Source organism: Micrococcus sp. ACRRV (assembly GCF_022346985.1).
Taxonomy (GTDB): domain Bacteria; phylum Actinomycetota; class Actinomycetes; order Actinomycetales; family Micrococcaceae; genus Micrococcus; species Micrococcus porci.
The window spans coordinates 1-22,531 of the sequence record NZ_JAKRNH010000031.1 but is presented as its reverse complement, the minus strand read 5'-3'; the positions used below and the strand labels follow the sequence as shown (position 1 = coordinate 22,531).

19 protein-coding genes and 2 pseudogenes are annotated in these 22,531 nt (G+C 73.3%); 13 read left to right on the top strand and 8 right to left on the bottom strand.

All coding sequences use genetic code 11. The features are described from left to right. Positions 1-161 precede the first annotated feature (161 nt). Both MHY29_RS05140 and MHY29_RS05135 read left to right on the top strand, forming a co-directional pair. Positions 162-1,919 carry an AMP-binding protein gene (locus MHY29_RS05140; RefSeq protein ID WP_239238578.1) on the top strand — a complete coding sequence of 586 codons (1,758 nt, stop codon included), beginning with the start codon at positions 162-164 and terminating at the stop codon, positions 1,917-1,919. 20 nt (positions 1,920-1,939) lie between these two features. Beyond that, positions 1,940-2,461, top strand: a complete 522-nt coding sequence (locus MHY29_RS05135; protein WP_370643453.1) for a MarR family winged helix-turn-helix transcriptional regulator — start codon at positions 1,940-1,942, stop codon at positions 2,459-2,461. Between the two features lie 20 nt (positions 2,462-2,481). Here the strand turns inward: MHY29_RS05135 and MHY29_RS05130 are convergent, their stop codons facing one another. Then, entirely contained in the window at positions 2,482-3,255 is a 774-nt protein-coding gene (locus MHY29_RS05130) for an SDR family NAD(P)-dependent oxidoreductase (RefSeq protein WP_239238581.1), read from the bottom strand. Positions 3,256-3,503: 248 nt separating this feature from the next. Between MHY29_RS05130 and MHY29_RS05125 the strand changes: the two genes are divergently transcribed. The 5 genes from MHY29_RS05125 to MHY29_RS05105 all read left to right on the top strand — a co-directional run bounded on the left by MHY29_RS05125 (position 3,504) and on the right by MHY29_RS05105 (position 9,002). Beyond that, on the top strand, positions 3,504-5,042 hold the full coding sequence (locus MHY29_RS05125) for a CoA-acylating methylmalonate-semialdehyde dehydrogenase (protein ID WP_239238572.1): 1,539 nt from the start codon (positions 3,504-3,506) through the stop codon (positions 5,040-5,042). A 30-nt stretch (positions 5,043-5,072) separates the two neighbouring features. Further along, positions 5,073-6,020, top strand: coding sequence for a 3-hydroxyisobutyrate dehydrogenase (mmsB, locus tag MHY29_RS05120; protein WP_224355683.1), 948 nt, complete (start codon positions 5,073-5,075; stop codon positions 6,018-6,020). Continuing rightward, the gene (locus MHY29_RS05115; RefSeq protein ID WP_224355684.1) at positions 6,017-6,820 is read left to right on the top strand and encodes an enoyl-CoA hydratase-related protein; all 804 of its coding nucleotides are present in this window, start codon (positions 6,017-6,019) and stop codon (positions 6,818-6,820) included. The genes mmsB and MHY29_RS05115 overlap by 4 nt, the downstream gene beginning before the upstream one ends. Before the next feature lie 10 nt (positions 6,821-6,830). Beyond that, a complete protein-coding gene (locus tag MHY29_RS05110) occupies positions 6,831-7,985 on the top strand; it encodes an enoyl-CoA hydratase/isomerase family protein (protein WP_239238554.1) in 1,155 nt (384 codons plus the stop codon). A gap of 69 nt (positions 7,986-8,054) precedes the next feature. Then, complete coding sequence (locus MHY29_RS05105; protein ID WP_239238551.1) at positions 8,055-9,002, top strand: hypothetical protein; 948 nt, start codon at positions 8,055-8,057, stop codon at positions 9,000-9,002. Between the two features lie 3 nt (positions 9,003-9,005). On the opposite strand, the gene MHY29_RS05100 is transcribed toward MHY29_RS05105, so the two are convergent. The 3 genes from MHY29_RS05100 to MHY29_RS05090 form a co-directional block, all read right to left on the bottom strand. Further along, positions 9,006-10,382 (bottom strand): cytochrome b/b6 domain-containing protein, encoded by a 1,377-nt coding sequence (locus MHY29_RS05100; protein WP_239238548.1) that lies wholly within the window; start codon positions 10,380-10,382, stop codon positions 9,006-9,008. A 65-nt stretch (positions 10,383-10,447) separates the two neighbouring features. Beyond that, positions 10,448-11,440 (bottom strand): electron transfer flavoprotein subunit alpha/FixB family protein, encoded by a 993-nt coding sequence (locus MHY29_RS05095; protein WP_239238545.1) that lies wholly within the window; start codon positions 11,438-11,440, stop codon positions 10,448-10,450. 26 nt (positions 11,441-11,466) lie between these two features. Next, entirely contained in the window at positions 11,467-12,249 is a 783-nt protein-coding gene (locus MHY29_RS05090) for an electron transfer flavoprotein subunit beta/FixA family protein (protein WP_239238542.1), read from the bottom strand. A 164-nt stretch (positions 12,250-12,413) separates the two neighbouring features. Between MHY29_RS05090 and MHY29_RS05085 the strand changes: the two genes are divergently transcribed. The 3 genes from MHY29_RS05085 to MHY29_RS05075 all read left to right on the top strand — a co-directional run bounded on the left by MHY29_RS05085 (position 12,414) and on the right by MHY29_RS05075 (position 16,105). Next, positions 12,414-13,319: an NUDIX hydrolase gene (locus MHY29_RS05085; protein ID WP_239238539.1), complete on the top strand. Its 906-nt coding sequence runs from the start codon at positions 12,414-12,416 to the stop codon at positions 13,317-13,319. Positions 13,320-13,380: 61 nt separating this feature from the next. Further along, entirely contained in the window at positions 13,381-14,802 is a 1,422-nt protein-coding gene (locus MHY29_RS05080; protein ID WP_239238521.1) for an L-serine ammonia-lyase, read from the top strand. Positions 14,803-14,941: 139 nt separating this feature from the next. Further along, entirely contained in the window at positions 14,942-16,105 is a 1,164-nt protein-coding gene (locus MHY29_RS05075) for a YihY/virulence factor BrkB family protein (protein WP_224355692.1), read from the top strand. A 110-nt stretch (positions 16,106-16,215) separates the two neighbouring features. Here the strand turns inward: MHY29_RS05075 and MHY29_RS05070 are convergent, their stop codons facing one another. The 4 genes and pseudogenes from MHY29_RS05070 to MHY29_RS05055 all read right to left on the bottom strand — a co-directional run bounded on the left by MHY29_RS05070 (position 16,216) and on the right by MHY29_RS05055 (position 20,340). Continuing rightward, positions 16,216-17,721, bottom strand: a complete 1,506-nt coding sequence (locus tag MHY29_RS05070; RefSeq protein ID WP_239238518.1) for a thermonuclease family protein — start codon at positions 17,719-17,721, stop codon at positions 16,216-16,218. A gap of 124 nt (positions 17,722-17,845) precedes the next feature. Next, a complete protein-coding gene (locus tag MHY29_RS05065; RefSeq protein ID WP_239238515.1) occupies positions 17,846-18,772 on the bottom strand; it encodes a TspO/MBR family protein in 927 nt (308 codons plus the stop codon). A gap of 349 nt (positions 18,773-19,121) precedes the next feature. Beyond that, positions 19,122-19,338, bottom strand: a pseudogene (locus tag MHY29_RS05060) (LysR family transcriptional regulator); the annotation flags it as partial. Positions 19,339-19,444: 106 nt separating this feature from the next. Continuing rightward, positions 19,445-20,340: pseudogene (locus MHY29_RS05055) on the bottom strand (IS5 family transposase). A 142-nt stretch (positions 20,341-20,482) separates the two neighbouring features. Between MHY29_RS05055 and MHY29_RS05050 the strand changes: the two are divergent. The 3 genes from MHY29_RS05050 to MHY29_RS05040 all read left to right on the top strand — a co-directional run bounded on the left by MHY29_RS05050 (position 20,483) and on the right by MHY29_RS05040 (position 22,515). Next, entirely contained in the window at positions 20,483-20,815 is a 333-nt protein-coding gene (locus tag MHY29_RS05050; protein WP_020628509.1) for a helix-turn-helix transcriptional regulator, read from the top strand. Next, positions 20,812-21,525 (top strand): cation diffusion facilitator family transporter, encoded by a 714-nt coding sequence (locus MHY29_RS05045; RefSeq protein ID WP_100057938.1) that lies wholly within the window; start codon positions 20,812-20,814, stop codon positions 21,523-21,525. Before MHY29_RS05050 ends, MHY29_RS05045 begins: the two co-directional genes overlap by 4 nt. Before the next feature lie 72 nt (positions 21,526-21,597). Continuing rightward, complete coding sequence (locus tag MHY29_RS05040; protein WP_036317488.1) at positions 21,598-22,515, top strand: cation diffusion facilitator family transporter; 918 nt, start codon at positions 21,598-21,600, stop codon at positions 22,513-22,515. Positions 22,516-22,531: the final 16 nt, after the last annotated feature.

Genomic DNA, 22,531 nt, shown 5'->3' with positions numbered 1-22,531 from the left:
CCTTCGACAGGGGTGGAGCGAGGGGCTCGTGCGTCGGCGGGGTGGAGCGGATCGGCGCGACACGAAATGTCGCTGGACCGACTATAGGACTTCCATCTACATTCAGAGTGTCGCACGTCACACTCGCGACGCACCAGTCGCCCGCCGCCCCAGGAGGACCCATGACCACCACATCCGTGACCGAGCGCCTCCGCGCCGCCCGTGACCTGCTCGTGGAGTGCCAGGAGGACTACGACCGCGCCCGCGCGGAGTTCGAGTGGCCGCGCTTCGAGCACTTCAACTTCGGCTTCGACTGGTTCGACCAGCTCGCCGCCCGCCCGGACCGCGCCGACGTCCCCGCGCTGATCATCTCCGACGCCGGCGGCGGACACCTCTCCCGCACCTACGCCGAGCTCTCCGCCGCCTCCAACCGGGCCGCGAACTGGCTCCGCGAGCGGGGCATCACCCCCGGCGACCGTGTGATCCTCATGCTGGACAACCAGGTCGAGCTCTGGGAGCTCATGCTCGCCTGCATCAAGCTGCGCGTGGTCATGGTCCCCACCACCACGCAGATGACCTCCGCCGACCTCGCCGACCGCGTCGAGCGCGCCGAGGCCCGCTGGGTGGTCGCCTCCTCGGAGCACCTCGCCAAGTTCGACGGCGTGGACTCCGGGCTGCACCTGGTGCACATCCCCGGCGTCGACGCGCAGGGGGACGCGCGCACGGCCCCCGTCGTCGCCGGCCACGAGGTGCTCTCCTACGACGACGCGGCCTCCGCCTCCCCCGAGCTGACCCCCGACTCCCCCACGCCCGCGGACGAGACCCTGCTGCTGTACTTCACCTCCGGCACCACGTCCAAGCCGAAGCTGGTGGAGCACACCCACACGTCCTACCCGGTGGGGCACCTGACCACCGTGTACTGGATCGGCCTGCAGCCCGGCGACGTGCACCTGAACGTCGCCTCCCCCGGCTGGGCGAAGCACGCCTGGTCGAACTTCTTCGCCCCGTGGATCGCGGAGGCCACGATCTTCGTGCACAACGCCCGCAAGTTCGACGCCGCCGCGCTCATGGCGGACATGGACGAGTTCGGCGTGACCTCCCTGTGCGCCCCGCCCACCGTGTGGCGCATGCTCATCAAGGCCGACCTCTCCCTGCTGAAGACGCCGCCGGTGAAGACGATCTCCGCCGGCGAGCCCCTCAACGCCGAGGTGATCGACCAGGTGCACCGCGCGTGGGGCACCACCATCCGCGACGGCTTCGGCATGACCGAGACCACCCTGCAGATCGCCAACACCCCCGGGCAGAAGCTCGTGATCGGCTCCATGGGCCGGCCGCTGCCGGGCATGGACGTCGTGCTGATCGACCCGCTCACCGGCGAGGAGGCTGCCGAGGGCGAGATCTGCCTGCGCCTGGATCCCCGCCCCGTGGGCCTGCTGAAGTCCTACTACGGCAACGAGGAGAAGACCGCCGAGGTGTTCCGGGACGGCGTCTTCCACTCGGGGGACATCGCCTCCCTCGACGAGAGCGGCGTGCTCACCTACGTGGGCCGCGCGGACGACGTCTTCAAGTCCTCGGACTACAAGATCAGCCCGTTCGAGCTGGAGTCCGTGCTCGTGGAGCACCCGGCCGTCATGGAGGCCGCGATCGTGCCCTCCCCGGACGAGGTGCGCCTGGCCGTGCCCAAGGCGTTCGTCACCCTGGCGCCCTCCTACGAGCCCACGGCGGAGACCGCCCGGCAGATCCTCCAGCACACGCTGACGCAGCTGCCGCCCTACAAGCGCATCCGCCGCATCGAGTTCCGGGAGCTGCCGAAGACCATCTCCGGCAAGATCCGCCGCGTGGAGCTGCGCAAGGCCGAGGCCGAGCGCGCCGAGACCGGCCAGGCCCCGGAGGGCTACGGCGTCGAGCACCGCGAGGACGACCTGGACCTCAAGCGCTGAGCGGCGCACCGACCCCTAGGATGTCTGGGATGAGCACTCGTGATCCCCTCCCCCAGGACCCCATCCGGGAGGCCGCCCGGAACTGGGAGCACCACGGCTGGGGCGAAGTGGCGGCCCCCATGGCGGCGGTCACCGCGATCATGCGCACGCAGGCGATCCTGCTGGCCCGCACGCAGGCGGTGCTCAAGCCGTTCGGCCTGACGTTCGCCCGGTACGAGCTGCTGGCGCTGCTGAACTTCTCCCGGGAGAGGCGGCAGCTGATGTCGAAGGCGGGGGCGCTGCTGCAGGTGCACCCGACCTCCGTGACCAACGCCGTCGACCGCCTGGAGGCCGCCGGCCTCGTGGAGCGCCAGCCCCACGAGACCGACCGCCGTGCCCTCGTCCTCGCCCTGACGGACGAGGGCCGACGCGTGGCGGACGCCGCCACCGAGGCGCTGAACGCCGAGGTGTTCGGGGCCACCGGCTTCACCGACGACGACGTCACCGCCCTGAACGAGATCCTCGGCCGGTTCCGGGCGGGCTCAGGCGACTTCGAGGCCTGAGCCCGCCCGGGGCCGCCGGCTCAGCGGGGCTCGAGGCGCACGGCGCCGTCGAGCCGGATGGTCTCGCCGTTGAGGAACGGGTTGGAGACGATCTGCTCCACGAGCAGCGCGTAGTCGTCCGGGGCGCCCAGGCGTGCCGGGTGCGGGGTCTTGGTGGAGAGGGCCTCGCGGGCGGCCTCGGGCAACCCGGCCATCATCGGGGTCTCCATGAGGCCGGGGGCGATCGTCACCACGCGCACCTGGCTCGCGGCGAGCTCGCGCGCGGCCGGCAGGGTCAGCGCCGCCACGGCGCCCTTGGAGGCGGAGTAGGCGATCTGCCCGATCTGGCCGTCGAACGCGGCCACGGAGGCGGTGTTCACGATCACGCCGCGGTCCTCACCCCAGAGCTCCTGGTCCTTCATGACGGCGGCGGCGCGGGCCATCATCGTCACGGTGCCGACCACGTTGATGGCCAGCACGCGGGAGAGGGCCTCGGCGGCCAGGGGACCGTCGCGCCCCACGAGCTTGCCGGGGGTGGCCACGCCCGCGCAGTTCACGAGCACGCGCAACGGCCCGGCCTCGAGCGCGGCCGCCACGGCCTGCTCGGCGGTGGCCTCGGCGGTGACGTCGCCCGTGATGAACCGCGCGCGCTCGCCCAGGGAGGCGACGGCGTCGGCGCGCAGGCTCTCCCCCTCACGGTCGGGCAGGTCCACCACGACGACGGCGGCGCCCGCCTCCGCCAGTCGGCGCGCCGTCGCGTGGCCGAGGCCGGAGGCCCCTCCCGTGACGATGGCGCTCGCGCCCTGCAGGTCCAGCGACTCGCGTCGTGCCATGGTCTCCTCTTCTCCGCCGGTTCTCCGGCCTCGTGTGGGCGGCGTCCGGCCGTCCGGGCGCCCTGTGGTCCGCCCTCAGGGTAGGAGGGAGACGTGAGTCCGGTCACCATCCCCGCACCCTCGGTCCCGAATATTTCACCAGATGAATATTGCACGTCCGATGATCTCCACCTAGGCTGAATGAGACGCCGGTCACACCCGCGGCCCCGCCGCCCGCACGAGGAGAAGCCATGTCCCAGCAGAGCCAGACCCAGCAGACCATCCCGCACTTCGTCCACGGCGCACGCACGGGCACGGACGCCGCCCGCACCTCGGACGTGTTCGACCCCTCCACCGGCCAGGTCCAGGCCCGCGTGGCCCTGGCCTCCCCGGAGGAGGTCACCGCCGCCGTGGACTCCGCCGCCGAGGCGTTCCGCACCTGGTCCGCCATGAACCCGCAGCGCCGCGGGCGGGTCCTGCTGACGTGGGTGGACCTGATCAACGCGAACGCGGACGAGCTCGCCGAGACCCTCTCCCGCGAGCACGGCAAGACCTTCGAGGACGCCAAGGGCGACATCCAGCGCGGCGTCGAGGTCGTGGAGTTCGCGGCCGGCGCCCCGCACCTGCTCAAGGGCGAGTTCTCCACCTCCGCCGGCACCGGGATCGACGTGCACTCGCTGCGCCAGCCCCTCGGCGTCGTCGCGGGCATCACCCCGTTCAACTTCCCCGCCATGATCCCGCTCTGGAAGGCGGGCATCGCCCTGGCCGCGGGCAACACCTTCGTGCTCAAGCCCTCCGAGCGGGACCCCTCCGTGCCGGTCCGCCTGGCCGAGCTGGCCCTCGAGGCCGGCCTGCCTGCCGGTGCACTCAACGTGGTGCACGGGGACAAGGCCGCCGTGGACGCGCTGATCGACGACCCGCGCGTCAAGGCCGTCGGCTTCGTGGGCTCCACGCCCATCGCCCAGTCGATCTACGAGCACGCCGCCCGCCGCGGCAAGCGCGCCCAGTGCTTCGGCGGCGCCAAGAACCACGCCGTGATCATGCCGGACGCGGACCTGGAGATGGCCGCGGACGCCCTGATCGGCGCCGCGTTCGGCTCCGCCGGCGAGCGCTGCATGGCCATCTCCGTGGCCGTGCCCGTGGGCGAGGAGACCGCCGACCGCCTGGTCGCCCTGCTGCGCGAGCGCATGGCCTCCCTCACCGTGGGCCCGTCCCTGAACCCGTCCTCCGACTTCGGCCCGGTGGTCTCCGCGCAGGCCAAGGAGCGCATCGAGTCGCTCATCCAGGCCGGCGTGGACGAGGGCGCCGAGCTCGTCGTGGACGGCCGCGGCGTCGTCGTGGAGGGCCACGAGGGCGGCTTCTACGTGGGCGCCACCCTCTTCGACCGCGTGCGCAAGGGCATGCGCATCCACGCGGAGGAGGTCTTCGGCCCGGTGCTCTGCGTGGTCCGCGCGAAGGACTACGAGGAGGCCCTCTCCCTGCCCAGCGACCACGAGTACGGCAACGGCGTGGCGATCTTCACCCGCGACGGCGACACCGCCCGCGACTTCAGCACGCGCGTCGAGTGCGGCATGGTCGGCGTCAACGTCCCGATCCCCGTGCCGATCGCCTACTACACCTTCGGCGGCTGGAAGGCGTCCGGCTTCGGCGACCTCAACCAGCACGGCACGGACGGGCTGAAGTTCTACACCAAGACCAAGACCGTCACCACGCGCTGGCCCTCCGGCCCGCGCCAGGGCGGGGCCGCCGCCTCCGAGGGCGCCAGCTTCGTGATGCCCGCCGGGTCCTGACCGGACCGCGAGAGAACCGAGGAGCACCTGATGAGCCAGAGCCAGACCCCCTCCGCCTCCCTGCCCGGCACGGTCGCCTTCATCGGCCTGGGCAACATGGGCGGCCCCATGGCCGCCAACCTGGTGGCCGCCGGCGTGACCGTGCGCGGCTTCGACCTGGTCCCCGCCGCCGTCGAGGCCGCCCGGGCCACGGGCGTGGAGATCGCCGACGACGCCGCCTCCGCCGTCCCCGGCGCGGACGTGGTGATCACCATGCTGCCCAACGGCGCGCTCGTGCGCGGCGTGTACGAGGGCACCGCCGACGCCCCCGGACTGCTGGGCGCCGCCGACCCGGACACCCTGTTCCTGGACTGCTCCACCATCAGCACCTCCGAGGCGCAGGAGGTGGCCGCCCTCGCCGAGGCCGCGGGCCACCGCGCCGCGGACGCCCCGGTCTCCGGCGGCGTCGTGGGCGCCCAGGCGGGCACGCTCGCCTTCATGGTGGGCGGCTCCGTGGAGGTGTTCGAGGAGATCCGCCCGCTGCTGGAGGTCATGGGCTCGCGGATCGTGCACTGCGGCGGCAACGGGCTCGGCCAGGCCGCCAAGGTCTGCAACAACATGCTCCTGGCCATCAGCCAGATCGGCGTGGCCGAGGCGTTCGTCCTCGGCGAGCGGCTCGGCCTGGAGCACCAGGTGCTCTTCGACGTGATGTCCGAGGCCACCGGCCGCTGCTGGTCGCTCACCGCCAACTGCCCGGTCCCCGGCCCGGTGCCCACCTCCCCCGCCAACCGGGACTTCGAGGGCGGCTTCGCCGGGGCGCTCATGGCCAAGGACCTCGGCCTGGCCCTCAAGGCCCTGGACGAGCAGCACGTGGGCGCCGAGATGGGGCGCCTGGCCCAGCGCACCTACGCCGCCTACGCTGACGGCGAGGGCGCCCGGAAGGACTTCTCCGGGATCATCGAGACCGTCCGCGAGGCAGGGAAGGACACCGCCGCATGAACGAGCAGAACCGCACCGAGGCCGCCGAGGCCGAGCAGCCCGTGATCGTCGGCCGGGACGGCCGCGTGGGCCGCATCCAGCTGAACCGCCCGAAGGCGCTCAACGCGCTGAACGCGGCGACGATGGAGGCCGTCGTGGCCGCCGCCGTCGAGATGGACGCGGACCCGGAGGTGGGAGCGATCCTGCTGCTGGGCTCCGCCAAGGCCTTCGCCGCCGGCGCGGACATCAAGGAGATGAAGGACAAGGACGCCGCGGACATGTACGCGGCCGACTGGTTCCGCCGCTGGGAGGACCTCGCCCGGCTGCGCACCCCGATCGTGGCGTGCGTGCAGGGCTACGCCCTCGGCGGCGGCTGCGAGCTCGCCATGATGGCGGACGTGCTCGTGGCCGGGCGCTCCGCGAAGTTCGGCCAGCCGGAGATCACCCTGGGCGTGCTGCCCGGCATGGGCGGCTCCCAGCGCCTGACCAAGTCGGTGGGCAAGGCCAAGGCCATGGACATGGTCCTCACCGGCCGCATGGTCGAGGCCGAGGAGGCCGAGCGCATGGGCCTGGTCTCCCGCCTCGTGGAGGACGAGGACGCCGTGGCCACCGCCGAGGAGGTGGCCGCCACGATCGCCGGGTTCTCCAAGCCCGTGGCGCAGATGAACAAGGAGGTCGTGCTCAACGCCTTCGAGACCCCGCTGACCCAGGGCCTCGTGTTCGAGCGCCGCGTGTTCCACGGCGTGTTCTCCTCCGAGGACCAGGCCGAGGGCATGGCCGCGTTCGCGGAGAAGCGCTCCCCCGTCTGGAAGCACCGCTGAGAGGAGTCCCATGAGCGAGCAGACCAGCACCCCCCAGGCCGCAGCCGAGGACGAGGTCCTCTTCGAGGCCGCCGACGGCGTCGGCGTCATCACCCTGAACCGACCCAAGGCGCTCAACGCCCTCTCCCACGGCATGGTGGTCGCGGTCCGCGAGCAGCTCGCCGCCTGGGAGGAGGACCCGGCGGTGCGCGCCGTCGTCGTCCGCGGGGCGGGCGAGCGCGGCCTGTGCGCCGGCGGCGACGTGGTCTCCCTGCACGGGATGATCACTACCGGCCGGGCCGCGGAGGCCATGGGGTACTTCGAGGACGAGTACGCCATGAACCACGCGATCTCCGTCTACCCGAAGCCCTACGTGGCGTTCATGGACGGGTTCGTGCTGGGCGGCGGCGTGGGCGTGTCCGCCCACGGCTCCCACCGGGTGGTCACGGAGCGCACCCGGATCGGCATGCCGGAGACCGGCATCGGGTTCACGCCCGACGTCGGCGGCTCCTGGCTGCTGGCCCGCGCGCCCCGGAACCTGGGCCGCCACCTCGGCCTGACCTCGGCCTTCGCCACGGGCGCCGACGCCCTGGAGCTCGGCTTCGGCGACGTCCTCGTGGACTCGGGGGACCTGGACGCGATCGTCGCCGAGCTGCGCGCCGAGGTGGGCTCCGCCGGCGACGACGCGGACGCGGCGCACGCCGCCGTGGACGCGGTGCTGGCACGGCACGCCCGCCCCGCGTCGGAGGCACCGCTGCTCGCGGACGCCGAGTGGCTGGAGCCGGCCTACGCGCACGACCGCGTGGAGGACGTCCTCGCAGCCCTGGAGGCCACCGCCGCGGACCACGCGGACGAGGGCGTCCGCACCCGCGCCGCCGAGGCCGCGGAGACCGTCCGCGCCAAGTCCCCCACCGCCGTGAAGGTCACCCTGGAGGCCCTGCGCCGTCTCGGCGACCGCGCCGGCGGGACGGGACGCCGCGAGGGCGTCGCCGCGGCCCTGGAGCAGGAGCACACCCTGGCCTCCCACCTGACCCGCGGCCACGACATGGCCGAGGGCATCCGCGCCCAGCTCGTGGACAAGGACCGGAACCCGCAGTGGTCCCCGGCCACTGTGGAGGAGGTCTCCGACGAGGCCGTGGCGGCCCACTTCGGCCCCGGCGAGGACGCCCCGCTGCGCCTGCGCTGACCCTGTGCCGGGCCGCCCCCGTGGCGGGCCGGCACAGGGTCAGTGCCGCGGCCGGTACGCTGACGCCTCGTGGACGAGATCACCCTGAACCCCGACGCCGACGCCCGCTGGCGCGGCCCGCGCCGCCTCCTCCTGGGTCGGCCCGAGCAGCTGGCCGGCCTGCGTCGCCGCGAGACCGCGGAGATCCAGGGCGACACCCTGCATCCCGGCGACTGGGAGGTCGGCCCGTGGGTGCGGGACCTCGACGGCCGCCCCACCGGCGCCGCCGCCTGCGTGGCCGCGGACAACCTCACCGCGGTCGCCCTGCACTGGGCCGCCGCCGAGGCCTACGACGCGATGGTCACCACCCAGCTGCAGGTGAACGTCCTGCGCCCCCTGCCCGTGTTCGACCCGGCCGACCCCGCCGACCGGCCCCGCCTGCGGATGCTCGGCACCCCCCTGTCCACGGACGCCCTCGGCGGCTGCGCCCGGGGCGTGATCGTCGACGACGACGGCACCGCCTACGTGGAGGCCACCGGCTGGTTCCAGGCGACCCCCGGCCCCATGTCCCTCGCCCTCGAGGCGTTCCGCGAGCACGCCGCCCTGCCCGTCGCCGAGGCCGACCGGGCGGACCTGCCCGCGGTGACCGCCGTCGTCGCGGACTCGGTGCCGGCTCCGCGCCCCGGGGAGCGCCCTCCGGTCAGCCAGGAGATGACGGCGGGGCTGCGCTTCCGCGCCGAGCCGCTGCTGGACAACCCCGGCGGCATGACCCACGGCGGCATCCAGTGCCTGCGCGCCGTCCTCGCCGCGCAGGCCGCGCTCCCCGACCGGCTGGAGTACGACGTGCAGGCCGTGCAGGTCGTGTTCGCCCGCCCGGGGCTCGGCGAACAGGTGGCGCTCACCCGCGTCCGCCACGCCGGGCGCAGCCTGCGGATCGTGGAGGTCGAGCTGGTCGGCGTCGACCCGGAGACCGGCGCCCCGCAGGCCGGGCGGCCGTCCATCCTGGCCCAGGTCAGCTTCCGCGCCGCCCAGGGCTGAGCGTCAGCGGCTGACGCGCCCGAAGCGCTCGGCCACGGGCGCCACGATGGCCGGCTTGAGGAGCACCCAGCCGGCGGCGATCACGGCGCAGCCCACGAGGAACGCCGCAAGGCCCCAGGCGTCGGCGGCGTTGCGCGCCAGGAACATGGCGTTCAGTTCGTGGAGCACGCCGGAGAACAGCACCAGCACCACGTGTACCACCACGAACAGCACGAACGCGAGCATCGTCGGGTAGTGCAGGCGCCGGGCGAGCTCCATGGGGAACCCCCGGCTCAGGGCCGTGTTCCGGGACGGCCACCAGCTGGACATGCGGAACCCGGTGAGCGCGGCCAGCGGGGCCAGCACGAACACCACGCCGGCGTACGTCACCATCTGCAGGGCGTTGTAGTGCAGCCAGCCGTCGTGCTCCGGCCACTGCAGGGACAGGTACTGCAGGGCGGTGGAGACCATGTGCTGCGGGGTCTGCGGGTCCGTCGGGATCAGCCGCATCCAGTGTCCCGTGGCGAACAGCAGCACCACGAACACGAGCCCGTTCAGCAGCCACAGCGCATCCAGCGCCTGGTGGATCCAGACGGTCAGCGAGTACGTGCCGCCCGTGGCCGAGCGCGGCGCGAACGGCCCCGGCTGGTGCGGGGTGAACGTCGCGGGGGGCCGGGTCTCGTGGCGCACCTGCAGCCCGGTGCGGACCACCAGCACCAGGAGGAACAGGTTCAGGAAGTGCTGCCAGGCCAGCCACGCCGGGATCCCGACGGGTGTCACCTCCGGGTGCCGCGGCACGCCCGGGTAGCGGGCCACGAACGCGGCCACCTCCGGCAGGGTCAGCAGCCAGCGCGCGCCCAGCACGGCCAACAGCCCCAGCACGACGACGCCGCCCACCGCCGCCGCCACGCGCCGCCCCGTCGAGGGGGCGGGCTTCGGGGTCGTCTCGGGTGCCCCGGCGGCCACGGGCTCGACGGTCGGCGCGGGCCCGGTGGCCACAGCAGGCTCGACGGTCGCCATCGGCGCGGGTTCAGGGGCCTGCGGTGCAGCGCCCACCCGGGCGGGGGGCCAGGGCTCACCGCGGAACGCGGTGTAGCCGGCCATACGGCGGCCCGGCACGGCGATCCCGGCCGGCGCGGTCGCCTCGAGGGGCACCGCAGCCGCAGCGGCCTCGGTCACCTCGGCGGGCGACGCGGCCGCGGCCGGGGCGGGAGCGGGCTGGGCCGCCTCCCGCACGGGCGGCCACGGCTCGCCGCGGAAGGCCGTGTAGCCGACCATGCGTCGGCCCGGCCGCCGCTCGTCTGCCGCAACGGCCGGCGTCGTCGTCGTGGGCGCGGGGGCCTGCGGGACGCGGTCCCGGGGAGGCCAGGGCTCGCCTCGGAACTCGGTGTACCCCTGCATGCGCTGCGGCACTGGACGGCCCCTTTCCGGCTCGTGGACTGGTGTGCGGCGGGTGGACGGGGCGCTCAGCCGCGGCGGGCGGCGAGCGCGGCGATCAGCTGCGGGACGACCTCGTTGACGTCCCCGACCACGCCCAGGTCGGCGTGCTCGAAGATGGCGGCGTCCTCGTCGGAGTCCACCGCCACGATGGTCCCGGAGGTCTTCATGCCGACCAGGTGCTGGATGGCGCCGGAGATGCCCAGCGCGACGTACAGGTCGGGGGCCACGGTCACACCCGTCTGCCCGATCTGCCCCTCGGGGGCGGTGAACCCGGAGTCGACGGCCACGCGGGAGGCGCCCACGGCGGCCCCCAGCGCGTCGGCGAGCGGCTCGACGAGCGTGGTGAACCCCTCGGCGGAGCCCACGCCGCGCCCGCCGGCCACGACGGCGCGGGCGGTGCGGAGGTCGGGGCGGTCGGCGGAGGGCGCCGCAGGCTCGGAGGAGAGGATCCGGGCCCCGGCGGTCACGGTGCGGCCGGCCACGTCCAGCGGGCGGACCTCGGGGGCGGCCACGGGCCGGGCCCGGTCCGCGACGACGCCCGGGCGCAGGGTCACGATGTTCGGGCCGCCCTCCACGGTGGACTCGGCGAGCACGTCGCCGCCGAACACGGAGTGCCGGGCCACGATCTCCCCGTCCGCACGGTGCAGGCCCACCGCGTCCGCGGTGACCGCACCGCGGGCGCGCACGGCCAGGCGGCCGGCCACGGCCCGGGACTCGGGCGTGTTCGGCAGCACCACGGCCTCCGGCAGCACGGCGTCGACGGCGGCCGCGAGCGCGGCCACCTGCGCGGTGCCCAGCTCGGCGGGGTCCTGGGCCACGGCGGTGTGCACGACGGCGGCGCCCAGCTCACCGAGGCGGGCGACGAGCGCGTCGTCGGCGTCGGCGCCGGTGACGAGCACGGCGTGGGGGACGCCGACCCGGGCGGCGGCGCCGAGGGCCTCCGCGACGGCCGGGCGGAGGTCGCCGGCGGCGGTGAGCTCGGCCAGCACCAGGACGGGGGTGACGGGAAGGTCGGTCATGACGTCTCCTTGGTGTGGGTCGAGGCTCAGACGAGCCCGCGGGCGGCGAGGAAGGCGGCGACCTGCTCGCCGGCGGTGCCGTCGTCGACGATCTTCTCGCCGGCGGCGCGCTCGGGGCGCGCGGCGGCGGAGACCATCACGGAGCGCCGGTCGGCGTCCAGGGGGCCCGCCGTGAGGCCGAGGTCGGCCAGGGTGAGGGTCTCCAGGGGCTTCTTCTTCGCGGCCATGAGGGACTTGAAGTTCGGGAAGCGCGGCTCGGCCGTCTTCTCCGTGAGCGCGACCACGGCGGGCACGGGCACGGAGGCCCGCAGCCGGGCGTCCTCCGTCACGAGGACGCCGCGCACCTCCTCGGGCGTGATCTCCACGGCCTCGACGGAGGGCAGCAGGGGCCGGTCCAGCAGCTCGGCGACCATGGCGGGGACCACGCCGGTGGCGCCGTCGGTGGACTCGCTGCCGGCGAGCACGAGGTCCACGCCGAGGTGCTCCACCGCGGCGGCGAGCACGCGCGCGGTCTGCACGGCGTCGGACCAGGCGAGGGCGTCGTCGACGACGTGCACCGCCGAGTCCGCGCCCATGGCGAGCATCTTGCGCAGCGTCTTCGTGGCGTCGGCCGGGCCCATGGTCACGGCGACGATCTCGGCCTCCAGGCCGGCCTCGCGGGCGGCAAGGACGACCTCCATGACGCGCTCGCCGATCTCGTCCGGGACGGGCTCGGCGGCGCCGTCGCGCACGGCCATGCCCGTCTCCATGTCCAGCGTGCGCTCCTGCCACGTGTCGGGGACTTGCTTGGCCAGAACGGCGATCTTCACGCGCGACTCCTCCTCGGATCATCCGGCCTCGACGCGCGCGGTGGCGTCGGAGGTCCGGCAGGACTCCCCCAAATCTACCGGCCGGGCCCGCCGCCCCGCAGGTCGCGGTCACATGCGGGCGCGGGCCGGTTCCCGCGTCCGGGGGCTGCGCTAGCGTTCCGCCCATGGACGCCGCCCAGACCAGCTCCCCCGAGACCCTGCCCGCCGAGGCCACGCCCGCACGCGCCGCCGCCTCGCTCCTGCTCCTGCGGGACGGGGCCGCCGGGCTCGAGGTCTTCCACGTCCGCCGCGCCGGGACCATGGCGTTCAGCGCCCACGCCACGGCGTTCCCCGGGGGCCGCGTGGACCCCTCCGACGACGCCCTGCCCGTCCCCGGCGCGGACCTCGCCGCCTGGGCGCGACGGCTGGGCCTGGAGGACCGCCCGGTGGAGACCCAGCCCGAGGACGACCCGGCGCGGGTCGCGGCCCGGTTCCTGGCCGCCGTCGTGCGGGAGACCTTCGAGGAGACCGGCGTGCTGCTGGCCCGCGCGGCCGACGGCGGGCACGTGCCCCCGGAGGCGGCCGCAGCCCTCGCGGGACGCCGGGAGGACGTGGAGGCCCACGCCGCGGACCTGGGCGCCCTGCTGGCCGAGCACGGCCTGGCGGCCGACGTCTCGGGGCTGCGCGCCTGGCAGCGCTGGATCACCCCCCTCTCCGTGCCCCGCCGCTACGACACGGCGTTCTTCCTGGTGGCCGTCCCCGCCGGGCAGGACCCGGACCGTCTCACCACGGAGGCCACCGAGCACGGCTGGGCGCGGCCCGCGGACCTGATCACCGCCTTCCAGGCGGGGGACGTGAACCTCATGGCCCCGCAGTGGGCGCAGCTCCGCGCCCTCATGGACCTCCCCGACGTCGAGGCGGCTCTGCGGGCCGGCGCGGCCGCCGAGCCCGTGCCGGTGGTGCAGCTCACCTCGGGGGCCTCCCCCGAGGAGCGGACACGCGAGTTCTCGCACGCCGCCGAGTACCGTGAGCACCTGCGGTCCTTCCGCACCCACGACCGCGTCCAGGACACCCCGGACAACGTCCTCTGAGCGGCGCACCACCACCGGTCCTGCTCCCCGCCCCTCCTCACCCCGCGAAGGGAGGCCCGCGATGGCCCTGAGCATCCTCGACCTGTTCTCGATCGGCATCGGCCCGTCCTCGTCCCACACGGTGGGGCCCATGCGCGCCGCCCGCCGCTTCACCTACGCCCTGGGGCGCGACGGGCTCGTGGAACGCACCGCACGCGTCAAGGCCGAGCTGTTCGGCTCGCTGTCCGCCACCGGCGTCGGGCACGGCTCGGACATGGCCGTGATCCTCGGCCTCTGCGGCAACGACCCGGAGACCATCGACCCCGAGGCCGCCGCCCCCCAGGTCCAGGCCTGCGTGGAGGGCGGGACGCTGCCGCTGGACGGCACGCACGAGATCCCCTTCGACCGCCCCAAGGACCTCGTCCTGCACATGCGCAGGAGCCTGCCCGGCCACCCCAACGGCATGCGCCTGACCGCCTTCGACGCCGACGGCGCCGAGCTGCTCACCCGCGACTACTACTCGGTCGGCGGCGGCTTCGTCGTCACCGGCGAGGAGCTCGAGGCCGAACTGGACGAGACCCGGGACGTCTCCCGCCACGGCGAGGAGCCCGAGCCGCACCCGTTCTCCACCGGCGCCGACCTGATCGCCCAGTGCGAGATCCACGGCCTGTCCATCGCGGATGTCGTGCGCGCCAACGAGGCCGCCCGCGGCGACCTCGCCGACGTCGAGGCGAAGGTCCTGGAGATCTGGGACGTCATGCAGGAGTGCGTGGCCCACGGCATCCACCGCACCGAGCCGATCCTCCCCGGCGGCCTGAAGGTCAAGCGCCGCGCCCCCGGCCTGCACGCCCAGCTGCTGGAGAAGGGCACGGACGGGGCCGAGAAGGACCCCATGTGGGCCATGGAGTGGGTCAACCTGTTCGCGCTCGCCGTGAACGAGGAGAACGCCTCCTTCGGCCGGATCGTCACCGCCCCCACCAACGGCGCCGCCGGCATCATCCCGGCCGTGCTCCACTACTACGACCGCTTCGTGCTCCCCCCCGGCACCCCCGCCGAGGAGCGCCGCGCGAAGATCCTCGACTTCCTGTTCACGGCCGCCGCCATCGGCATCCTGTTCAAACGCAACGCATCCATCTCCGGCGCGGAGGTCGGCTGCCAGGGCGAGGTCGGCTCGGCCTGCTCCATGGCGGCCGGCGCGCTCTGCGCCGTGCTCGGCGGCACGCCGCTGCAGGTGGAGAACGCCGCGGAGATCGGCATCGAGCACAACCTCGGCCTGACCTGCGACCCCGTGGGCGGGCTGGTGCAGGTGCCCTGCATCGAGCGCAACGCCATCGCGTCCGTGAAGGCCATCAACGCGGCCCGGCTCGCCCTGGTGGGCGACGGCGACCACCGCGTCACCCTCGACCAGGCCATCCAGACCATGCGCGAGACCGGCGCGGACATGAAGTCCAAGTACAAGGAGACCTCGCGCGGCGGCCTCGCCGTGAACGTCATCGAGTGCTGACGTGGGGCGAGACGGCGCCGCGGGCTCGGCCGGCGCGGCCGACCCCGCCCCCGGACGGAGCCCCTCGTCCCTCCCCGAGCCTCTCGGGCGTGCGCTAGGTTGTCCCGGAATCACCGCACCCCGCCTCGGAAGGACAACTGTGGCCATTCATCCCGTCGACGCGACCCTCGAGGCCGCGCGCATCGATCCCGAGGAGCGCACCCGGCGCCTCAAGGGCGTGAAGCTGGACGGCGCCGGCTGGAAGTACGCGTTCACCCGCGCGCTCAAGGAGTTCGGCAACGACGGCGGCACCGACCTCGCCGCGAAGCTCACCTACTTCATGGTGCTCTCCTTGGCGCCCGCACTGCTGGCCGTCTTCTCGATCCTCACGCTCGTGCTCTCCTCCAACCGCTCCGCGGTGGACGACGTCGTCCGCCAGCTGACCGAGCTGGTCCCGGCCGACTACCAGGGCGTGGTGGGCGACGTCGTGGACAACCTGCTGGGCCAGGCCGGCGGCGGCGTCCTCGCCCTGATCATCGGCATCCTGACGGCCCTGTGGTCGGCCTCGGCCTACGTCAAGGCGTTCAGCCGCGCCTCGAACCAGGTCTACAACTACTCTGAGGGCCGCGGCTTCGTGAAGCTCACCCTCACCAATCTGGTGACCACCGTGGTGATGCTCGTGGGCATCGTCCTCGTGCTCATCTCCCTGGCCCTGAACCGGTCGCTGGTGGACGGGTTCCTCGCGCCGATCGCCGGCCCGCTGGGCATGACCGACGCGGTGAACTTCCTCTCGGACACCTTCCTGCCGATCTGGGCGTGGCTGAAGTGGCCGGTCGTCGTGGCGCTGCTGCTCGTGCTGATCGCGACCCTGTACTACTTCGCCCCGAACGTGAAGAAGCCGAGCTTCCACATGTTCGGCCCCGGCAACATCTTCGCGCTGGTCGGCATGGCGCTGGCCGCCGTGGCCCTGTACTTCTACTTCACCACGCTCGCCGGCTACTCGGCGTACGGCGCGATCGGCGGCGTCATGGCACTGCTGTTCGCCCTGTGGATCTTCAACATCGTGCTGCTGCTCGGCCTGGAGATCGACACCGAGGTGGAGCGCGCCAAGCAGCTCACCGCCGGCATGCCCGCCGAGGACGCCGTCAAGCTGCCCCCGAAGGACGTCTCCGCCCTCGAGAAGAAGGTCGAGAAGCAGGAGGAGCTCGAGGAGAAGGGCTACGAGCTCCGCGCCCTCCACGACGACGGCTCCGACTCGGACTCCGATGAGGGGAAGGGCGTCTCCCGCGCTCCGCGCCACGCGGCCGGCAGCCACGGGGCCTGACCTCACAAGAGACGCCGCGGGGGCGGTTCCCGACGGGATCTCCGTCGGGAACCGCCCCCGCCGTGTTCCCCGAGCGTGCTCCCAGGACCCGGAGGTCAGCGCCGGAAAGATCAGCGCTTCGACGCGACGGCTCCGTCCGCCGCCGCCGCGGCGGTGGAGGCGTAGCAGCGCTTGGCGCTGGTGTCGTCGTAGTACTGGCCGCCCGGGACGTGGTACTTGCCCGAGCTGCTGACCTTGACCGGGTAGCCGGCCGGGCAGACGCCGTCGGCGCCGGAGACGGGACCGCCGGCCCCGCCGGACGAGGTCCCGGCGCCGCTGGAGGAGGCGCCCGCGGAGGCGCCCGAGGAGCTGCCGCCGGAGGACGATCCGGTGGACCCCTCGCCGCAGTAGACGAACGTCTCCCCGCCCGGGGCGTAACAGCGGTTCGGGGCCTTCTGCGACGTGCCGCCCGAGGACGACGTCGAGCCCGAGGAGGTGTCCCGGGCGGAAGTGTCCGCGAAGCCCTTCGCGGTGAACGAGCCGGAAGAGGCCCCCTTCTGCTTCTCACGCGCGGATGCGGCGGCCTCCGCCTCACGGGACGCCTGGGCGGCGCGCTCCCGGGCCTGCACCTGCTCCTGCGCCTGGGCCTGCCTCTGGGCCTCGGCACGCGCCTCCGCCTGGCGCTCGCGCTCGGCGCGGTCCGCGGCGGCCCGCGCCTCGGCAGACCGCTGCCGGTCCCGCTCGGCGGTGTCCGATCCGGCGCCGGCGGCCGGCGCCTGCGGTGCCGCCGGCACAGCGGGGGCCGTGCTCGCCCGCGGCGCCACGGACGCGGCGCCCGCCGAGGGCACGTCCGCGCGACCGCCGTGCTGCTGGACGAGGCTCACGGCCAGCGGGATGACGGCGGCGTAGTGGACCTTCATCCACTCCTGGCCCTCGGCCTCGACGGCCTCCAGGGCCTGGGCCAGCTCGGAGACGGCCGCCGGAGCGGGATCCTGGGCGACGGACTCCTGCAGGGTCTGCAGGGAGCACTCCAGGCCCGGCTGGTTCAGGCCGGCCCCCTCACGCTGGGCCTCGGCCCACGCGGCCTCGACCGGGGGCAGGAACCTGCGGTTCGGCTCGAACACCACCGGCACGCCGAGCCCGGCGCGGACGATCTCCGCGTTCACCAGGGTCTCCCCCTCGACGACGCCCGCGAGGGTGCGGCCGTAGCGGTCGAAGCGCTCCTCGTCGTACTGGAGCACGACCTCGTCGCCCGGGCGCAGCAGCTCCTCGAGCTTCCGGGTGGCCTCAGGGCCGAGGCACTCCACGGGCCTGCTCGGATGCTTGGTCTCCGGGGTGTCGATGTTGAGCAGCCGGACGCGGACGTCCTCCGCGCCGCGGCGGACGTCCACGGTGTCGCCGTCGACCACGCGGACCACAGTGGCGGCGTCGCCCTCGACCGCGGCCGCGGAGGACGCGCCGGAGGCCGGCGGGGAGGCCGACGCGGCCAGGGCGGCGGGGGCCGCGGACGACGTGGACGACGTGGGCGAGGACGTCGCCGGGGAGGCGGTGCAGCCGGTGGCGGCGAGCAGCACGAGGGCGGCGGACGCGAGCAGGCGGGTGCGCACGCGCGGCGCAGGAGGGCGCGAAGAGGGCATGGAGGCTCCAGGTCACGAGGGCGGAGATGACGACGGCCCCGCCCGAGGGGCGGGGCCGTCATCCATCCTGGCCTGGATTCAGCTCAGAGCAAATTCATGCGTGAACCAGCGCTGACCAGCGCGCTCAGCGGACGCCGTCGACGGGGTCGCCGCCGCCGTCGAGGGCGTCCAGGATGAGGTCGCGCGCCTCGCCGGTGGCGGAGCGGGAGGAGAGCCACAGGGAGACCAGCCAGCACAGCATGACGATGGCGGCCGCGCCCCACGCCGTCAGGGCCACGGCACCGGAGAGAAGGCCGGAGCCGTCGGAGCGGCCCACGCCGACCCACAGCAGGCCCCAGGCGAGCGCGGCGGCCGGGGCGAACCGCCCGCCCGAGTAGACGGCCGTGAACGCGCCGACCAGCACGGCCACCACGATCATGATCTGCGCCCAGCGGGTGGGCTCCAGCGGTGCGCCGAACCAGCCCAGCGAGGCCAGCCACGCCGCCACGTTCGTCACCGCCGCGATGGACACCCAGCCCAGGTGCAGGCCCTGGACGCCGTCCAGCAGGATCCGGGCGGCCCACCCGCGCGGGCGGCCGGTCTCCAGCAGCACGAGGATCCGGCACAGCACGGCCAGGAGCAGGAAGATCACGACGACGCTCAGGCCCAGCCAGCCGGCCTGCACCACCCAGAGCCAGGCCACGTTCAGCACGATCGAGGCCATGATCCACGGGCGCAGCGCGTCATGCCGCGCGGACTGCGCGGAGCCGGCCAGCTGCCACACGCCGTAGGCCAGCAGGCCCAGGTAGATCACGGACCAGATCCGGAACGCCGGCGTGGCCGGGGCGATCCACGTGGAGTCGGCGCCGAGCCAGCCGCCGGCCGCCTCGCTCGTGGGCGTCATGCCCGGCAGGACGCCGGCACCGAGGAAGGCGCCCACCAGCCCCAGCACCACGACGGCGAGCATGGCCCAGCGCCCGCCCGTGGAGGCCAGGCCGCGGCCGGAGCTCGGTGCCTGCGCGGCGTCGATCGGGACCGTGCCCTGCGGGCCGGCGTCGATGGCGGTGCTCATGGGACCTCCCAGGTCGGGGTCGGGTGCCCGCCGCCCGCGGGCGCGGACGGCGTCGTTGCGCCCAGCGTAGTCAACGGGGCGCCGGACACGGCGGGACCCCGCCCGGAGATGGCCTCCGGGCGGGGTCCCGCGGGCGGACGCCGGGGCATCCGGGAGCACGACGCGCGGGCGCCGGGCCGGGGCGATCAGTCGCGGATCGCGGTGGGGTGGGTCTTCTCGGAGACCGGGTCCAGGACGAAGTCGTAGACGGTGGAGTTGCCATCCGCGCCCTCCTGGACGTCCAGCAGCAGCTCCGGCTTCACGGCCGAGGCGATGTCGTCGTCGTCGTGCTCGAGGGAGGCGAGGTCCGCGAGGAGGCTGCGGGTGCGCTCCAGCATGAGGCGGCCGGCCTCGGTGAGGTCCACGCGGCGGGTGGTGCGGTCCAGCAGGCGGACGCCGAGCTCGGCCTCCAGCTGCTTGATCTGCTGGGACAGCGGGGGCTGGGCGATGTGGAGGCGCTCGGCGGCCCGGCCGAAGTGCCGCTCCTCGGCGACGGCCACGAACGAGCGCAGGTGTCGGATCTCCACCCGGCCAGAGTAGTGACGCGGCGCACGGCAGGGGAAAGACCGCAGACACCCCGATTGAGAGCGTGGGCGTCTGGATCCCCCGTGGTCCAGACGACGAGGGCGTCGCCTAGGGCGTGTCTGACAATGCCTTCGACCACGCGAGCACAGCATTCAGGACCACAGCGGCCCTGTAGATGATCGCGTACTTGTCATACCGGGTCGCCAGACCCCGCCACTGCTTCAGGTGAGCGTACTGACGCTCGATGACATTGCGGCCCTTGTAGGCGTCCGCGTCGAGGCCGACGGGGCGCCCGCCGCGGGCACCGCGCCGTCTGCGGTGGCCCTGCTGGTCGGCTGGTTCGGGGATGACCGCTTTGATCCCACGGGCGCGTAGGTGGGTGCGGATCGCCCGGGAGGAGTACGCCTTGTCGCCCAGCACGGCCTCGGGGCGGGTCCGGGGCCGCCCTACTGGCCGGGTCACGCGCAGCTGCGCCAGAAGAGGAAGCAGCATCGGGGAGTCCCCTGCCTGGCCGGGGGTGATCAGGCTGACCAGCGGCAGCCCGGTCCCGTCCACGAGCTGATGGATCTTCGTGCTCAGCCCGCCACGGGAGCGCCCGATGCCGTGATCGGCCGGCCCCTCACGCGGATTCTTGTAGTTCGACCCATCCCCCTGTGAGGCGGGTGATGTTCGTCGCGTGCTGATGCGCGCGGGCGATCGTGGAGTCCACCGAGACCGACCAATCGATCAGGCCTTCGGCGTCAGCGGCGGCGGTCAGCGTGGCCAGCACCGTGTCCCATGTGCCTTCTTCGGCCAAGCGCCGATGCCAGGTCCACACTTCTCTGCCAGGGCCCGTAGACCTCGGGCAGATCCCTCCAAGCGATTCCGCACCTGTATCGGTAGATGATCGCCTCCACCATGGTGCGGGCATCGGCGAACGGCCTGCCGGCGCGGCCGGTCCGGGTCGGGAGCATCGGGGCGATCAACTCCCATTGGGCGTCGGAGAGCATCTGGAACCGGGACATGTCCCCAGGGTCTCAGCTGACTCGTGCATCTATTCTCAGACACGCCCTAGTTGCGCGGACCTCCTGGGATCGGGCCATGGTGCCGGCCGCTTGCCGGGCGGCACCCCGACAAGGGTACACGTTATGCTGTACCGTTCTAGGCATGAGCACCACGACCCTCACTCATGTCTCGGCGTTGTCCCGACTGGGCCATGCCCTCTCTGATGACACCCGGACCCGGATCCTGCTGGCCCTGCGTGATGGGCCGGCCCGCCCGTCGGCGCTGGCCGGGGAGCTGGGGGTGTCCAAGCAGGTGATGTCCAACCAGTTGGCCTGCCTGCGCGGCTGCGGGCTGGTGACCACTACCGCCGAGGGCCGCAACGTCTGGTACGCCCTGGCCGACCCCCGGCTGGGCCAGACCCTTGGGGAGCTGCTGGAGTTGACGCTGACCATCGACCCGGATTGCTGCTCCGCTGCGGGATGCACCTGCGCATGAGCACCCTCACGCTGAGCTCCAAGCCCCTCACGGACGACCGCCGTGCGGTCCTGCACCGCCGGATCCGCTGGATCGTGGCCGGAACCATCACCTACAACGTGATCGAGGCGGCCATCGCCCTGGCCGCCGGCACCGTGGCCTCGTCCTCCGCGTTGATCGGCTTCGGCTTGGACTCCATCGTGGAGGTCCTCTCCGCCGCCGCGGTGGCCTGGCAGTTCGCCACCCCGGACCCGCACCGCCGGGAGAAGGTGGCGCTGCGCCTGATCGCCTTCTCCTTCTTCGGCTTGGCCGCCTTCATCACCGTCGACGCCGTGCGCACCCTGTTCGGGGCCGGGCAACCGGAGCATTCCACGGTGGGGATCGTGCTGGCCGCCGTGAGCTTGGCCATCATGCCGTTCGTGTCCTGGTTCGAGCGGCGCACTGGCCGCGAACTCGGGTCCGCCTCCGCGGTGGCCGACTCCAAACAGACCCTGATCTGCACCTACCTCTCGGCGGTCCTGCTGGTGGGCCTGGTCCTCAACAGCACCCTGGGCTGGACCTGGGCCGACCCAGTCGCGGCCCTGGTGATCGCCGCCGTCGCCCTCAAGGAAGGGGTGGAGGCCTGGCGCGGGGATGCCTGCTGCACCCCCGCCTCCGCGCTGATCGCCGGGGACCAGAACGAGAAGGACGGCGATGGCTGCGGGGCGGATTGCGCCTGCTGTGCGCATTGAGCGTGCCTTCAGTATCGCCGGACAGGATGGTGACGTTAAGCTGATGATTCATCGAGTGGAAGAGACCCCGGTATGAGCGGACACGATCATTCCCATGCTCTTCCGGCGGCGGGCCGGCGGGGCCGGCTGGCCGTGGTCTTCTCCATCACCGCGACGATCATGGTCGCCGAGGTCATCGGCGCGCTGGCTTCGGGCAGTCTGGCCCTGCTGGCCGACGCCGGGCACATGTTTACTGACTCAGCCGGGTTGCTGATCGCCCTGACCGCCACGACCCTGGCGCTGCGCCCGGCCACGGACAAGCGCACCTGGGGGTACAAGCGCGCCGAGATCATCGCCGCGGCCGCGCAGGCCGCGGTGCTGCTGGCCGTGGGCGGCTTCGTAGCCGTGGAGGGCGTACGCCGGCTCATCGAACCCCCCGAGGTCGAATCCACCGCGATGCTCTGGTTCGGGGTGATCGGTTTGGCTGGCAACCTCATCGGTCTGGCGATCCTGGCCTCTTCCCGAGGTGAGAACCTGAACATGAAGGCCGCGTTCCTGGAGGTACTCAACGACGCCCTGGGATCGGTCGCAGTGATCGTTTCGGCGATCGTGATCGCCACCACCGGCTGGAATCGCGCCGATGCGGTGGTGTCCCTGTTGATCGCCGCACTGATCGTGCCCAGAGCCCTGATCCTGCTTCGCGACACCATCGACGTACTCATGGAGACCACCCCCAAGGGCTTGGACCTGGAGGCGGTCCGCATCCGGCTATCGGAGCTGCCGCACGTGCTGGAGGTCCATGACCTGCACGCTTCACGCATCGACTCCGACACCCCCGTGCTCTCCGCGCATGTCACCGTGCACAACGGCTGCCTGACCGCCGCGCACCTGGGCACTGTGCTGACCGACCTGCAACGGTGCGTGGCCCAGGATTTCCAAGTACCCATCGAACACTCCACCTTCCAAATCGAACCGGCCACCCACCCCCACACTGAGACCCTCCACCCCTGACCCACCCCTGCATCCC

Excerpts from the sequence above, each read along its gene's own strand:
- MHY29_RS05140 (WP_239238578.1), top strand. The coding sequence starts at position 162 with ATGACCACCACATCCGTGACCGAGCGCCTCCGCGCCGCCCGTGACCTG.
- MHY29_RS05135 (WP_370643453.1), top strand. The coding sequence starts at position 1,940 with ATGTCTGGGATGAGCACTCGTGATCCCCTCCCCCAGGACCCCATCCGG.
- MHY29_RS05125 (WP_239238572.1), top strand. The coding sequence starts at position 3,504 with ATGTCCCAGCAGAGCCAGACCCAGCAGACCATCCCGCACTTCGTCCAC.
- mmsB (WP_224355683.1), top strand. The coding sequence starts at position 5,073 with ATGAGCCAGAGCCAGACCCCCTCCGCCTCCCTGCCCGGCACGGTCGCC.
- MHY29_RS05115 (WP_224355684.1), top strand. The coding sequence starts at position 6,017 with ATGAACGAGCAGAACCGCACCGAGGCCGCCGAGGCCGAGCAGCCCGTG.
- MHY29_RS05110 (WP_239238554.1), top strand. The coding sequence starts at position 6,831 with ATGAGCGAGCAGACCAGCACCCCCCAGGCCGCAGCCGAGGACGAGGTC.
- MHY29_RS05100 (WP_239238548.1), bottom strand. The coding sequence starts at position 10,382 with ATGCAGGGGTACACCGAGTTCCGAGGCGAGCCCTGGCCTCCCCGGGAC.
- MHY29_RS05095 (WP_239238545.1), bottom strand. The coding sequence starts at position 11,440 with ATGACCGACCTTCCCGTCACCCCCGTCCTGGTGCTGGCCGAGCTCACC.
- MHY29_RS05085 (WP_239238539.1), top strand. The coding sequence starts at position 12,414 with ATGGACGCCGCCCAGACCAGCTCCCCCGAGACCCTGCCCGCCGAGGCC.
- MHY29_RS05080 (WP_239238521.1), top strand. The coding sequence starts at position 13,381 with ATGGCCCTGAGCATCCTCGACCTGTTCTCGATCGGCATCGGCCCGTCC.
- MHY29_RS05070 (WP_239238518.1), bottom strand. The coding sequence starts at position 17,721 with ATGCCCTCTTCGCGCCCTCCTGCGCCGCGCGTGCGCACCCGCCTGCTC.
- MHY29_RS05065 (WP_239238515.1), bottom strand. The coding sequence starts at position 18,772 with ATGAGCACCGCCATCGACGCCGGCCCGCAGGGCACGGTCCCGATCGAC.
- MHY29_RS05050 (WP_020628509.1), top strand. The coding sequence starts at position 20,483 with ATGAGCACCACGACCCTCACTCATGTCTCGGCGTTGTCCCGACTGGGC.
- MHY29_RS05045 (WP_100057938.1), top strand. The coding sequence starts at position 20,812 with ATGAGCACCCTCACGCTGAGCTCCAAGCCCCTCACGGACGACCGCCGT.
- MHY29_RS05040 (WP_036317488.1), top strand. The coding sequence starts at position 21,598 with ATGAGCGGACACGATCATTCCCATGCTCTTCCGGCGGCGGGCCGGCGG.